Source organism: Chryseobacterium antibioticum (genome assembly GCF_012927325.1).
Taxonomy (GTDB): domain Bacteria; phylum Bacteroidota; class Bacteroidia; order Flavobacteriales; family Weeksellaceae; genus Chryseobacterium; species Chryseobacterium antibioticum.
In genome coordinates, this window is record NZ_JABBGI010000030.1 from 51,219 (window position 1) to 64,533 (window position 13,315).

A 13,315-nucleotide genomic window follows, 5' to 3' on the forward strand; every position below is an offset into this window, starting at 1 on the left:
CAAATAATAAAATGCGATCTGTAATACTAATGCAGCTGCTAATAGTATGTACCAGGTATTCCAATTTTTAAGTTGCTTGTTCATCAGTTTTTCTGTGCAGATAAAAAGTTAAAAAATAGACGTGCCGCCCCAACATTTCCCGCAGGCAACTGTCTGAAAAATGCCAACGGTGTATAAATAAAATTACCCTTCCCGTATTTGGCATATAAAGTGGATCCCTGCAGTGGCTCTTCACCTGTATCGTGCATTTCAAAAAGCGGCTCATACGCTGCATCCCATTGAGCCGGGAAATAGGCGCCACGCTCCTGTACCCAATCTTTAAAATCATCCGCAGTAATTTTGTTCGGAAAGTTCAGTAATTTATGATTTGGATTTAAAAATGTAACTGCAGCATTTTCTTCGGTAACCCGCTTATTGGCAATACTGAAATTGTACATCCCCAATTTGTCCACTGTTGTATCCTGATTGGTGTTATACTGCATCACCAGATTACCTCCGGCTTTTACATAAGACCATAAAAAAGGCATCCAGCGGCCCAACTTTTTCTCTGTGTTATTGGCACGAACACCAAGTACGATGGCATCATATTGCGATAGCTTGTTTTGACTACCGTTTCCGCCAGATTCATCTAAGTTGCCATAAAAATCTTCGTCTTTCAAGACATCTATCTGAATACCTGCAATGCGTAGGAACTCAGGAATGAAATCGCCCGCACCTTCTATGTAACCCACTTTTTTAACCTTCGCCTGAATATCGCCTTTCATTACGATTACCGTTGCAGGCGCAAAATATTGTAAGGAGGGTAAATGCGGGTACTGAATTAATATTTGTTTTTTATGATAAGTGACTCCATCTGCAACAAAATTTGCCTCCAATTGCAAGCGAGATGAATGTATTGCGGCAAGCTTAGTTTTTGGAATAACGTAATTGATGGTAGTATCTTTCCCATTGAACGAACTTATATTAGTACCGCCTAACAGTTCTCCGTTATACATCAGGTTTAGAATACCCTTACCGTACTGTTTGTTGGAATTAACCTTAACATTTAAACTCAAATGTAAATCTTCATTTTCTTTGACCCAATAAAGTGGTTGTGTAAATTTCAGTTCCAATGCAGGAACAATGCGCAAGGCTTCGACCACATCACCACGCACAGGATCTAATTTCTTGAAAGATAAAGGAAGTTTAACCTGAAAATTTTCAGAACCGATTTTTAAACCAAGCAAAACATTCAGTGGTGATTCTGCCTCAGGCAAACCGATTAAAGTATCATTTGGAACAGAGAAAGTTCCCGCATTCGCGGCTGGTTTTGCCAGCCAGTAAGGTTCTGTGAGTGCTGCATCAGCAGGAATCTGAAGGTCATGCTGAATGGTAATTAAAGAATCTTTTGATAATTTTCTGTTGAAGCTTTCTGGCTTACTTAACCAATTTACATTTTCTAAAACGACAGGATTTGCAGCTCTTGAAATCAAATTTAACCTGAAATTGTAATGATCTCCGGCAACAGCTTCAGCCTGATTGGTAACCACCTCGCCCATAAACCCGGCACAGCTTAAAATGATATTGTCAAGAGATTTAATTTTATCCCTTTTTAGGTCTACATCTTTTAGCCCCATGACTTTTTTTCGCAAAGCAAGCAAAGCAGGTAAACTACGGTCTGGATTATTGAAATTGAAAGCGGAAATAATTTTATCTAATGATTGGTCAATATCAGCGTTTCCTTTTGCGGTCCAGGTTTTAACTACTCCGTCAAAAAGTGTTGCTTTTGCAGGCTCGCCAAGAACGTGGGCAAAATATTCAGTTCTTATCCCGGCTACAGACTGTGTTCCCGCACCCTGGCTTTTATGTAAACTTCTGCTTAATCCTGCCAATTCACCATAGCCCATTCCCAGTTGCGCATCATATTGCCCAACGGTAACTTTTAATTGATTTTCAGCTGTCGTATCGACCCCACCAAATCGGAAAGTATTCCACAATACACGTTTTGGCTGCCACACATTAACATATTTTAGTTGATCTGGGAAAGCCGTTTTATCGCCCGCCAGCTTAAAAGCTTTTTCCGCAACCACAGCCGAAGCCGCATGCTGTCCATGGCCTGCCGCAGCAGTAGGAGGAAAACGACAAATGATAACGTCAGGACGGAATTTACGGATGACCCAAACTACATCAGCTATAATGCTATCTTCATCCCATTGTTTAAAGGTATCGGTCGTATTTTTAGAGAACCCGAAATCAATCGCCCGGGTAAAAAACTGTTGGGCACCGTCTAACTTTCTTGCCTCTAAAAGCTCATGCGTTCTGATTAAACCCAATGCAGCCCCTTGCTCTGTGCCTAATAAATTCTGACCGCCATCACCTCTGGTTAAAGACAAATAGCCTGTTTCTACATTTTGATCGTTGATTAACCAGGAGAGTAATCCTGTATTTTCATCATCGGGATGAGCAGCCAAGTATAAAACTTTAGGAATATGTTTAAGGGTTTTGAGTTCACGGTAAATTTCAGATGATCTGGAAGGCCGAACCTGCTGGGCCGAACAAAAAACCGTATAAAAGCCAAGAATAAATACAGTGCTTACTTTTTTGAACATTTAGATTTGCTTTGCAAGCAAATATAAGTAAATCGTTTCTTTCAACCTTAAAAGAATTATACTCTGAATTTCACAAAACTTTTAAAATTTTATTAAACCACAAAAGGCACAAAATATTCTTAAACACTTATGCTATTTTAAGTTATATACTTTGTGGATAAGAAGTACACTAAAGTTTTGTTGAAAATCAAAGATTTTCATCTTATGTGAACTTAATGGTGCAGTATTTCCTTACACTTTCTAAAGTGTACTAAAGTGTTTAAAAAAATAAAAACTTTTGTGACTTTTGTGGTTAAGCTTAAACAGATTTTATGTATGAATTAGAGTTTCAGGTAAAATAATTATCCTGAATTGGTATCAGCCATTTTCTTTTCTCTCCTTCTTTGAAGGATAAGGTGCGCGGCATCCAGCATTTTAACCGTATGGATGTAAGGCATAACGATATTCCTTTCCGGTAGATTTTCATAGACGCCCATTGAAAAATAGACGATTCCGGACATAAAATAATCAAATTCTTTGATGCTATATTCCCTGAATGCTTTTTTGAAAACCAGCAGAGGGTTCCGGTATTCTTTCTCCGAAAGCAGGCCAAGAACCCACGGGGAAATCTTTTTCTGTTGGGTATCTACCATCCATTTCCTATCCATAAGCATGATGAGATATCCTGCCCGGATCAACGACCGCATCGACTGATGAAACTGAAAGATAACCGCCGGATCTTCATTGATCCAGCTATTCCTCTTTACCGCATAATTCATAATGTTGCTGAGCCTTTCTTTGGAAACATCCAGCTCATTGAACTGAAAGAAGGTTTCCATCAGCTGCAACCCGGAGCACTTCCCTCCTGCCCAAAACTTGGTATCAAAATCTGTTTTTATCTTTTTCATTGTTTGTATTTTTAGAATGCATGAAACCACCAGCCTACCGATGTACGCTGAGTTGTATTGTAAATGATGAATAGAAATAAAATCTGTGTTCCCGTGAAAGCCCTGAAGCCGCAATGGATTGTACACTCCATTGTATCGTATCATGATACTTTATGTAGTGAAGTAGCTTAGAAAAAGATGATTGTAGAAGACAGAACAGCATGAAATAAAAACGGCATGGGACTCTACAATATCCGCCCTGAGGTACTGGTATACCTTACACACAGATAAGAGAGCCCACGCCTAGGTCGTGAGCTTCCTGCTTATCGTCTCGTGTGTTAAAAATTACCAGTTTTCGGGCGAGATTCTAAGCAATAGCTTCTATTATTCTTTGAAGTATCGCAAAGCTACTTTATTGTAGCCTATTGTACAAATATAAGAAAAAAAATCAAAAAGGATACATATAAGTATCCTAAATTTTAACTCCAAACCTAGAATTTTACAGTTAATGAATGAAACCGAACTTAATAACTGTAAAAAAGCTCTTGGTTATAGGATTTCTGAATTAAGAAAGAAAGTTATAAATCCCGAGACGAATAAACCTATTTCACAAGAGGAACTAGGCTTAAGAACCGGGCATGCAAAAAAAACAATAGGAGAATTAGAAAGAGGTAATACCAATCCCCGATATGATACTCTACTTATCATCAGCAAAGAACTTAATGTTACAATACAAGAACTCTTTGATTTTGATATGAAAAAATATATCAAATTATCAAATAAATCCTGACGAGATTTGTGATTTTTATTGTTTATCGAAAACCAAAATCACCTATATTAACACGTTATAATTAAACATACAAAAAATGTTCGGTAATTTCAAATTTATAGCCATTTATTAGCACGTGAAAATATCAAAGAAAATTATTAAATCTTTAGGAAAATTAATCGCAGGTGATACTGGTGTGGCTCCATATATGAGCGGTCCTGAATTGGTGGATTTTTACAACGAGTATGGTTTTGATGATGAATATGGCCAAGGCTTTCCTTCTAGATGGGTTTATTCTACTGAGAAAATTAGTGACAGTAATGATTCGATAAATCTTCAAAAAATATTAGAAGATTTCGTCGATCCTAGAAGATTTATAGGCACTAACAAAAATGTAGAAGGAGTCGTTGATGAAGTTAACAAATTGATAAAAATAGATGGTTATACCCTTATCACGGATGGAGAGTTGTACAAAATAACAAGCACTCACGGTAATTTCATTCAAGAAGAGAGTTTAACTGTTATCGGTCATGAGTTCATCAAAGAACAAGTAGAAAAATGTCAACAAAAAATTCGCAGTGAAGATTATAATGGTGCCATCACCAATGCAAGAACATTAATTGAAGCTATTTTAATCCATATAATAGAATCCATTCATAAAACAGAAGTGAAAAATGATGGTAATTTATTAAATCTCTACAGTAGAGCAAAAAAGGCACTAAAAATTGATTTTAGAAAGGATGAAATCCCCGATTCAGCTTTCCAAGTTCTGTCAGGACTTGATAGTATAGTCAATGGACTATCAGGATTCAGCAACAATGCGGGTGACCGACATGCCAACAAATTTAATACAAAAAGGCATCATGCAAAACTTGTTGTAAACTCTGCAATGACTGCTTGTGATTTTCTTGTAGATGTATTAAATGAGAAAAAATAAGCTAGCTAAAGTTGAGTTTTTTGTAGTTGAGAGATTTATACTGAAGTCAAGCTTTTTTCTTTGTTCCAATGAACAAGAGAATAATAATTATCTATTTTAATGATTATGAATGTTAGATTAAGTTTTTATTAATTGATATAAGCGTTTTGTCTCATAATAATTATAAATGAATAACCCAACCATATTATTTTACACAAATTTTGGTAGTGGTAGTGTTTCGTCCCGTATCAGAGGAGCAGAATTTCCAAATAAATAATAAACTACAGTAGCTACTAGTATGAGAACCAGCACTACAATCCAGAGAGTCGTATACCATTTTTTCTTTTTTTTAATATATAGTAAATCCGACTTATGTTCTTCATCATTATTCAGTATACGGGCGATGTCTTCCTCAGTTAATAAATCAGTATATCTCTTCTTAAAATCCTCGTAACTTTTTTTAAATCTAGTTTCTTGCTCATCCAGTTCAAATCTTGAAATTATCATATAAACCAGTGTTATACCTATAAAAACAAATGTTATCAAAGTACTATATACGATAAAATCAGAATTATTTTTTGGTGTAGCAAGAATTCGCGTGACTATTAAAGAAGAGAAAAATGTAACTAATGATAGTGCAGACTTCTGAAATCCATTTGCAAAATTATCAGTAAAACTGGCAACACGCTTGCCATAATCTAAAATTTGGTCAGACATTTTATTTCTAACCTCGATATATTGTTTTACATTTTGCTTTTCATAAATTTTGTAGCTAGATTTTAACGATTCAAATACATCTCCTTCAAGCTCTAAACTTGAATCCTTTCTTAGATGTAAGGAAATTAAGTTTCTAGCTAATCCAATCTTATCTAAAATATTCCCGCTACTGTATATCCATAAATATATATTGTAAAAATCATCTAAATTTTTAATATTAATATTATCTGCATCTATGGATTCACTTATTGATTTATAGCCATTTAACTTATAATAAAAACTTTCTTTTTTAAGATCAGTGATATCAAAAATCGATGCTATTAGAAGAATTTTGGCTAACCTTTGAAATCGTTCCAATACTGACAGTTCAATTTCACCGTTACCGCTGAAAATAAAATCTTCTGGAAGAACTTTTAGCTTTGCAAAAAAAGATGAATGATTATTAGAAGTAATATTACTAATTCTCTTTTCACGGTAATCATAATCCTCTTCTTCTGCTTGATATTGTGCTGCAATAAAGAATTTACTACTATTTAAAGTACCAACAAAGTCATTTAATAATATATATATTTTTGAAGTGTGATCAAAAATACTGCTGGAGAAAAAGTTTGCTAAACTTAAACTTTCAAATGATTTTATATATTTGAAAAAACAGTCTTTTGAATAAAAGTGAAATTGATTACCGTTTGAAGTCTTATAAATATTAATTTTAACATTTATTTTTTCTCCCTCTTCATGACTTGACAATAAATTATTTATATCATTAAGACTTGATGTAAAATTATTATCATTTTTAATTACAGCAGATTCACCCTGATCAATAGAGAAATAAACAGAACAAATATCAAAATTTTTGACTTCCGTAAAAATATCTTTGAAAGTCTCTTCTGTAGGCAGTAGGATTGTAGGATAAGAATATTCTATCGTCAATTCATTGAAATCTTCTTCAAAAATTTCAATCTCACCAGGAGTTCCAATATCATTAAAAAAATCATTATACCTCATAATTTTAGATATTAACCACCAAATTCTTCAAAGCCTGTTGAGGTCTTGATAAATATGCCTTTTTCTTGTCGGTCATTACGCGCACTCTCGATTGTTCCTGGATTTACTTCCCCCTTAAGAACCAAATCAATACTTTCATGTAAAGTAATAGTTCTTTTTATTTTCGCAGTAATTGCTTTTTTAACTAAGCTAAATTGTGGATCAAAAGCAAATTTTGCTGGAAGTTCTTTAGCTCTATTTATATATTTGTCAATATCAAGACCTTCTTTTTCCGGAACATATCCATTTAGACATTTATCAATATAATCTTGCATTTCAAATTCTTCATTCGAGCGAAAATAATGAATTGTAGTATTTCTTAAATTCCAAAAATCAATATTTGATTCTTTCCTTATAGCATTAAGAATTTTGGATTCAATTATAGTAAAAGCCTTTTTTGTATTTTCCTCATCTTCGTATTTTTTTGCGAGTTCTAAAAAACTGTCCCACCAATACTTTGATATTGATTCATTTATATCATTAACATAAATATCTTGAATATTTTTGTCATTATCAAAAATGATTTGAACAGATTTAAAAATCTTTTTCTTTAGCGGAAATCCATCTTGTTGAGTAAAGGTTTTTCTTTCTATATAGGAAAGAGTTTCAGCTTTACAAATTATGATTTTTTCAATATTTCGATCAGTTATATGCGAAATGATAAGCAAACCTTCATGCAATTGTTTACCTAATTTTGAAATTTTTTCCTGAGCCTCCACTTCAATTCTCAGCAATCTGTCGGCAATTGCTTCTACCTCACGGAAATCTATATCACCTTTAACTATTTGGCTGACAATATTAACAACCTCAGTATGTATGCTATTAAATATAAATTGTCTACCTCCTTGTATTGAAATTTCATGAACAATACCGTGGATAAAATTCATATAGTCCGCTTGATTTTCAGATGCTTCTAAACTGGTGTGCTTGTTAGCATCTAAATCCAAGGTATATGAACTAATGCTATGAATTTGGAGGTCACGCTGTGGAAAAGCTACTTCCTGCTGTAAATTGTTATTGTCTGCCATTTAATTAATTGAATAAAATATAATTCTACTGAATTATAGTTAAAACCCTTGCTAATGTTATGATTTATAACATTGTTGTCAAATATATTAAAAATACACTATCAGTAGTTACGTGTTCCCGTAAATAAATTAAAGTCAATAAAAATATATTGCTATTAAAAAATTACCATGTCGGACATTGTAAATTTTTAAATTATGTGAAAATTTGAGCAGTTCTATTAAAATTCAAACAATTTCCTTTCTCTATAACTTAAGAAAATCAAATGCTCAGGCTCAGATATGAACCACGCAAAGCTTCCAAGCCAACTCAGGAATCGTCTTACAGAATGGCTGTACCCGATCTCCAAAGTCTTTATTAGATCAAAGTCAGGAAACTTTCCACACCAGAGCACAATATTTGAAAAATGATGATTGACAATCATTTCTCTTTATGACTTATATCCTATTTTTGTAAAAAAACTAATGGACAAATTAAGTTTTCTGGAAGTTATTGCTGCGATTGCTGTTTTTGTATCGCTCTTGCTTGCCGTATTTTTGTTAACGGTACAAACAGAAAGAAAACTGGAAAACAGATTATTTGCAGCGTTCCTTATCATTAATGCCATTGATATCAGCGGAATTTTCATGCATCTTTTTGTGGATAGTTATAATCTGAAAGCTTTCAAAATATCTGCTTACTTATTGGTCATGCCTCTTTTTTATCTGTATGTGAATGCCGTTTGTTATTCAGATTTCACCTTAAAAAGAAAGCATTTACTGCATCTTATTCCTTTCATTGTTGCCAATTTAATTTTAGTTCCAAGACTTTATCTGGCAGAAGGTGCTGCAAAAGAAGATTTCTTTACAACGATGTGGCACTCTCCTGAAATGTTTTTTTATCAACTCATCGGGGAACTGCAGTTTTTCTTTTATATCGTTGGCGTATTCATGATACTCAAAAAATATAAGAAGATTTATCTTGAAAACTACACGAATCCCAACACTTTGCTATATAAATGGCTGTTTCAGCTTACCATCATTTTCTTATTCATCCATGTATGTATTATTTTTAAAAATATCATACGATATACCGCATACAACGATCTGTTTATCTGGCTGCATATTCTGGCAGGAACTTCCTTTTTATTGGCTGCCTGTTGGTTTATACTAAAGGCATTAAATTATCCTGAGCTTTTTCGCAGAATTGATTCTACCTTACAGCCGACAAAAGATTTTGCAGAAACGCTGGAAACTGAAAATAAAACCGACGAAACAAAAAGTTTTCAGATCGAACAGCTTAAAAAATTCATGGTTGAAAAAGAACCCTTCTTAGAACCTTCATTAACGATTCAGGAATTGGCGGATCAGGTGAATATTCCTGTTCGTGAGTTGTCTGTATTAATTAACCATCACCTCAATCAGCACTTTTTTGATTTCGTGAATGAATACCGCGTTAAAAAAGCAATGACCATTCTGAAAGATCCCACGAAAAAAGGATATACGGTGTTAGAAATTTTATATGAAGTGGGTTTCAATTCAAAATCTTCTTTTCATACTTCATTTAAAAAATACACGAACCAAACACCAACAGCATTCAGAAATAGCTGATAGTTAACCAATTGTAAATATTCGAACTCTGGTTTGCAGATAATCGGACTCATTTTAATGAATAAAATGAGTCCGACTTTTTTACACGGACTTTTTTCAAGATTCTCTACAGCATATTTGCATCAGATTATGAATGTCAAATTAAAACTTAGAAACTATGAAATATGTAACCCCTATTTTATTTTTTGTCTTACTTGGGTGTAAAAGTGTTCATCCAATCCATACACAAAATGTTGAACATGCGATTACAAAAAATGCGCTTCAGTTATTAGAGGACAAAAGATTTCATTCTGTTTCCATTGCCGTGCTTAAAGATGGAAAATCCACGATAAAACATTTTGGAGAATTAACGATTGGAAAAGGAAACAAACCCAACGATTCCACCCTTTATGAATTAGCTTCTGTCACTAAAACTTTTACAGGTTATATAGCCGCTAAAGCCGTACTTGATAAAAAAATAAATTTAGATGATGATATTAGAATCTATCTTAACGAACCTTATCCCAATTTAGCATTTAAAGGTGAACCTATAAGAATCAAACACCTCATCACCCATACCAGTGGGTTTCCTAATTTTCCTATAAAAAGCGAAAACAAAAAGGCTTTTTTTGAAGGATTAAAACTCATCAACATTGAAACGAAACCCGGAGAACTCTATTCCTATTCAAACACGGCTCCGGAGTTGACAGCCTATATCCTTGAAAAAGTGTATCAAAAATCTTTTGAGGAACTGGTCATTGAATTTATTTTGAAACCCAATACAATGAACCAAACCAAGTTTACACTCAATGAAAATGACAGAAAAAGACTGGTAAAAGGCTATAACGATAAAAATGAGTTAATGCCCAACTTCAACAGAACTTTATGGGGTGGAATCTCAGGATTACATTCTACGACTACGGATTTAGTGAAATATATGAAATTGCAACTTGACCCATCAAATCTTATTATCAACGAATCTCATAAAAAATTATATAAAGAAGGCTCTGATTTTTGGGAAGGTTATCATTGGTACATCATAGAAAATGATAATCAATTAATGTATAGACATCACGGTGGTATATACGGAATGCAGAATTGGTTTGTGATTTATCCTAAACAAAATATAGGAATATCTATATTGACAAACACCAGCTTTAATGAAACAGGAGAAATTTTAGAAAAAGTAGTTGATCAATTGTATGAGGACATCAAAGCAAACTAAAGATCAACTATGCTAACTTCGATTGTCTCGAGTGCTTAAAATTATATTGCAAAAAGTTTAGCCAACAAGAAAATTATCTGATAAAAATGAGCTTTGTATTCTTGCATAATTTGGCTTAAACGAATCAAATCATCTATAAAAGCTTCGATATCGTATGTGAATTGTTTATAATTATCTAAAAGTATTTCTTTCATAAGATCTTTGATGATTGGATTTAATTTCAGTTTTGAAGTTTCAATCTCAAAGAGTTCATTTAATTTATCAGAGTCAAATCGGAATCCACATTTATAAGTCCAATAGAATGAAAAAACAAATAATGATTAATTTTACTATTTATCTGTAGTTTATTTTACATAATCTTTCAGATAGAATGAATCTTTACCATCGTCTTTTTCCTTTTCATCAACAAAATTTCTGTAAGTATATTTTTTTTCCTTGATGCTCAGGCTTGTGCTTCTCCCGGAGATAATCTCCGTAATATTGAAAACCTCCTCGAACAGAAATACCTTTTTTCAAAATATAAGGAATGATTTTCAAATGAAAGAATGTAATGGTTTATTGATACTTCTGGCTAATTCATGGCCGCCTCTTTGCCAAATTTTTTCAGCGTTAGAAAATGCGAGCGCAGCGCGGATAAAAAGCTCTTATTTTCAATATAGGGCAAGTTGAACTCCATTGCTGTCTTCTTCACTATTACAGAGATTTCCCCATAATGTATATGGCAGACTTTAGGAAACAGGTGATGCTCTATCTGTCTGTTCAGTCCACCAAGAAAAAATGCCGCGAGTTTATTATGCGTTGCAAAATTCGCTGTTGTACGCATCTGATGCTCTGCCCAAGCTTCTTCCATCTGTCCGGTTTCATTAGGTATCGGGAAATTGGTACCTTCAACAACGTGGGCCAGCTGAAACACCAGTCCCATCGTTAAACCTTCAGCAATATGTAAGAGCAGAAAGCCAATCAAAAACTGCCACCAGCTTACATCCAGCACCAATAACGGCAATACAATGAACAGAAAGTAATAGAGCGCTTTATAGAAAAATAAATTGAAATACTCCAGCTTAGGGTGCTTATTCTGATGTGCGCCAATTTTTTTCTGGAAAAACTTTACAAAATCCTTACGGAACACCCATGACAGGGAAGCCAGGCTGTAAAGCGGAAAAGCATACCAATGTTGGTACAGCTGAATGCGATTCACTTTATCTTCTTCAGCAATCCGGATCAATCCCGGTGCTACCTCAATATCCTCATCGTGCCCGGGGATATTTGTATAGGTGTGGTGAACCACATTGTGGGTGATGCTCCAAACGTATGGATTGGCGCCGATCAGATTAAAAATAAACCCGAACAGTTTATTCACTTTTTTATTACCGGAGAGCGCACCATGTATAGCATCGTGACATACATTGAAGCCTACAAAGGCACTAAACATACCCAGAACCACTGCAAGTGGCAAGAGCATCCAGGTAGGGAGCAGGCCCGAAATGATTACAAGGTAAATTCCTATGAACCCTGCAAGGAAAAATACAGTCTTACTCCACATGTAAGCATTGGCATATTGACTTAATTGTTGCTGACTGAAATATTGATCTACTCTGCTTCTGACGGTTCCGTAAAAACGAGAACCGGAAGCGGATGGGAATCTAACTTTTTGTGACATAAGATATCATGTTTGATCTACTTTACACGAACAAACAATGTATTAAAATCGGGTGTTGGAATAAGAAGAATGTTGAGTATTCCGGCACATTACCGGATCATGTAATAGTATAACGGATTAATTACCCGTTTATTATAGTTTTAATTCAAAACAATCTGTAAGATTGATTGATTGATTTACTCGGATTATTTCCTCCGTATCTTCTGAAAAACATCTTTGCCTATATTTTGAGCTTGAATATTTTGCTAATTGTGCCAAAGCAGAATTTCCTGCCTTTGCTTTTGGTTGCTTCAATAAAAACATTAATGTATATTTAAGAATCTCATTCATCAATCATAAAAAAACTATCATGAAACATATTTTAGTCCTATTAATAAGCTTATCTATATTATCTTGTGAAAGCAAAGAACAAAAAAAAGAGAGAATTTTAAAGGAATTCGAAAAAGAAGCTAAGGCGCTGAGAAATAATCAGATTGATTTTTCATTCAATGCAAGGCCCAGATATTTTTCAGCTAAAACAATTAATGGTACTGTATTCAATTCACAGAATTATAAAGACAAAAATCTTGTGGTTTTCATTTACGACAAGTCTTATTTAAAAAAGAGTGAGTCTTATGATATGGCAGAAGAGTTTAATGCTCTATATACGAAGTATAAAAATGACGCTTATTTTATTGGTATTGTAGAAGGTTTTATAGAAGATGAAAAAGAGCTAAAGGATTATCTAAGTCATTCACACGTTCTGTTTGAGCAGATCGACAATACCAAATCTTATAGTAAATCAGAAAAAATAAACTACCCCGGGGCAGAGCCCAATGTCATTAAGTTATGGATTTAATACGTTGATTATCAGTTATTTTAATTGTTTTTTTGGTTTGTTTTTTGTATATTTAACAGTGAATCAAGCAGTTAAATCGAGAAGAAAAAAAGTAAATG

Annotated in this window: 11 protein-coding genes; 5 read left to right on the top strand and 6 right to left on the bottom strand. The window is 33.9% G+C overall.

Annotated features, from left to right (window positions below; translation table 11 throughout):
- Nucleotides 1–83: 83 nt before the first annotated feature.
- Both HHL23_RS18935 and HHL23_RS18940 read right to left on the bottom strand, forming a co-directional pair.
- Entirely contained in the window at nucleotides 84–2,450 is a 2,367-nt protein-coding gene (locus HHL23_RS18935; RefSeq protein ID WP_262889255.1) for a PIG-L family deacetylase, read from the bottom strand.
- A gap of 479 nt (nucleotides 2,451–2,929) precedes the next feature.
- A complete protein-coding gene (locus HHL23_RS18940; protein WP_169236336.1) occupies nucleotides 2,930–3,475 on the bottom strand; it encodes a hypothetical protein in 546 nt (181 codons plus the stop codon).
- Between the two features lie 487 nt (nucleotides 3,476–3,962).
- Here HHL23_RS18940 and HHL23_RS18945 point away from each other — a divergent pair, with 487 nt between their 5' ends.
- Together HHL23_RS18945 and HHL23_RS18950 are read left to right on the top strand one after the other, a co-directional pair.
- Nucleotides 3,963–4,244 (top strand): helix-turn-helix domain-containing protein, encoded by a 282-nt coding sequence (locus HHL23_RS18945; protein ID WP_169236337.1) that lies wholly within the window; start codon nucleotides 3,963–3,965, stop codon nucleotides 4,242–4,244.
- Nucleotides 4,245–4,359: 115 nt separating this feature from the next.
- The gene (locus HHL23_RS18950) at nucleotides 4,360–5,160 is read left to right on the top strand and encodes an abortive infection family protein (protein ID WP_169236338.1); all 801 of its coding nucleotides are present in this window, start codon (nucleotides 4,360–4,362) and stop codon (nucleotides 5,158–5,160) included.
- Nucleotides 5,161–5,349: 189 nt separating this feature from the next.
- Here the strand turns inward: HHL23_RS18950 and HHL23_RS18955 are convergent, their stop codons facing one another.
- Together HHL23_RS18955 and HHL23_RS18960 are read right to left on the bottom strand one after the other, a co-directional pair.
- Nucleotides 5,350–6,861 (bottom strand): hypothetical protein, encoded by a 1,512-nt coding sequence (locus HHL23_RS18955; RefSeq protein WP_169236339.1) that lies wholly within the window; start codon nucleotides 6,859–6,861, stop codon nucleotides 5,350–5,352.
- A gap of 11 nt (nucleotides 6,862–6,872) precedes the next feature.
- Complete coding sequence (locus HHL23_RS18960; RefSeq protein WP_169236340.1) at nucleotides 6,873–7,928, bottom strand: hypothetical protein; 1,056 nt, start codon at nucleotides 7,926–7,928, stop codon at nucleotides 6,873–6,875.
- Between the two features lie 462 nt (nucleotides 7,929–8,390).
- Between HHL23_RS18960 and HHL23_RS18965 the strand changes: the two genes are divergently transcribed.
- Both HHL23_RS18965 and HHL23_RS18970 read left to right on the top strand, forming a co-directional pair.
- Complete coding sequence (locus HHL23_RS18965) at nucleotides 8,391–9,515, top strand: helix-turn-helix domain-containing protein (protein WP_169236341.1); 1,125 nt, start codon at nucleotides 8,391–8,393, stop codon at nucleotides 9,513–9,515.
- 157 nt (nucleotides 9,516–9,672) lie between these two features.
- On the top strand, nucleotides 9,673–10,719 hold the full coding sequence (locus tag HHL23_RS18970) for a serine hydrolase domain-containing protein (RefSeq protein WP_169236342.1): 1,047 nt from the start codon (nucleotides 9,673–9,675) through the stop codon (nucleotides 10,717–10,719).
- Between the two features lie 41 nt (nucleotides 10,720–10,760).
- Here the strand turns inward: HHL23_RS18970 and HHL23_RS18975 are convergent, their stop codons facing one another.
- Together HHL23_RS18975 and HHL23_RS18980 are read right to left on the bottom strand one after the other, a co-directional pair.
- On the bottom strand, nucleotides 10,761–10,913 hold the full coding sequence (locus HHL23_RS18975) for a hypothetical protein (protein WP_169236343.1): 153 nt from the start codon (nucleotides 10,911–10,913) through the stop codon (nucleotides 10,761–10,763).
- A 377-nt stretch (nucleotides 10,914–11,290) separates the two neighbouring features.
- Entirely contained in the window at nucleotides 11,291–12,379 is a 1,089-nt protein-coding gene (locus tag HHL23_RS18980) for a fatty acid desaturase family protein (protein WP_169236344.1), read from the bottom strand.
- A gap of 349 nt (nucleotides 12,380–12,728) precedes the next feature.
- On the opposite strand from HHL23_RS18980, the gene HHL23_RS18985 reads away from it, so the two are divergent.
- Complete coding sequence (locus HHL23_RS18985; RefSeq protein WP_185194894.1) at nucleotides 12,729–13,217, top strand: AhpC/TSA family protein; 489 nt, start codon at nucleotides 12,729–12,731, stop codon at nucleotides 13,215–13,217.
- Nucleotides 13,218–13,315: the final 98 nt, after the last annotated feature.

Bases quoted from the DNA above. Each gene is read 5' to 3' on its own strand.
- HHL23_RS18940 (WP_169236336.1), bottom strand. From the start codon at position 3,475: ATGAAAAAGATAAAAACAGATTTTGATACCAAGTTTTGGGCAGGAGGG.
- HHL23_RS18945 (WP_169236337.1), top strand. From the start codon at position 3,963: ATGAATGAAACCGAACTTAATAACTGTAAAAAAGCTCTTGGTTATAGG.
- HHL23_RS18955 (WP_169236339.1), bottom strand. From the start codon at position 6,861: ATGAGGTATAATGATTTTTTTAATGATATTGGAACTCCTGGTGAGATT.
- HHL23_RS18960 (WP_169236340.1), bottom strand. From the start codon at position 7,928: ATGGCAGACAATAACAATTTACAGCAGGAAGTAGCTTTTCCACAGCGT.
- HHL23_RS18965 (WP_169236341.1), top strand. From the start codon at position 8,391: ATGGACAAATTAAGTTTTCTGGAAGTTATTGCTGCGATTGCTGTTTTT.
- HHL23_RS18970 (WP_169236342.1), top strand. From the start codon at position 9,673: ATGAAATATGTAACCCCTATTTTATTTTTTGTCTTACTTGGGTGTAAA.
- HHL23_RS18975 (WP_169236343.1), bottom strand. From the start codon at position 10,913: ATGAAAGAAATACTTTTAGATAATTATAAACAATTCACATACGATATC.
- HHL23_RS18980 (WP_169236344.1), bottom strand. From the start codon at position 12,379: ATGTCACAAAAAGTTAGATTCCCATCCGCTTCCGGTTCTCGTTTTTAC.
- HHL23_RS18985 (WP_185194894.1), top strand. From the start codon at position 12,729: ATGAAACATATTTTAGTCCTATTAATAAGCTTATCTATATTATCTTGT.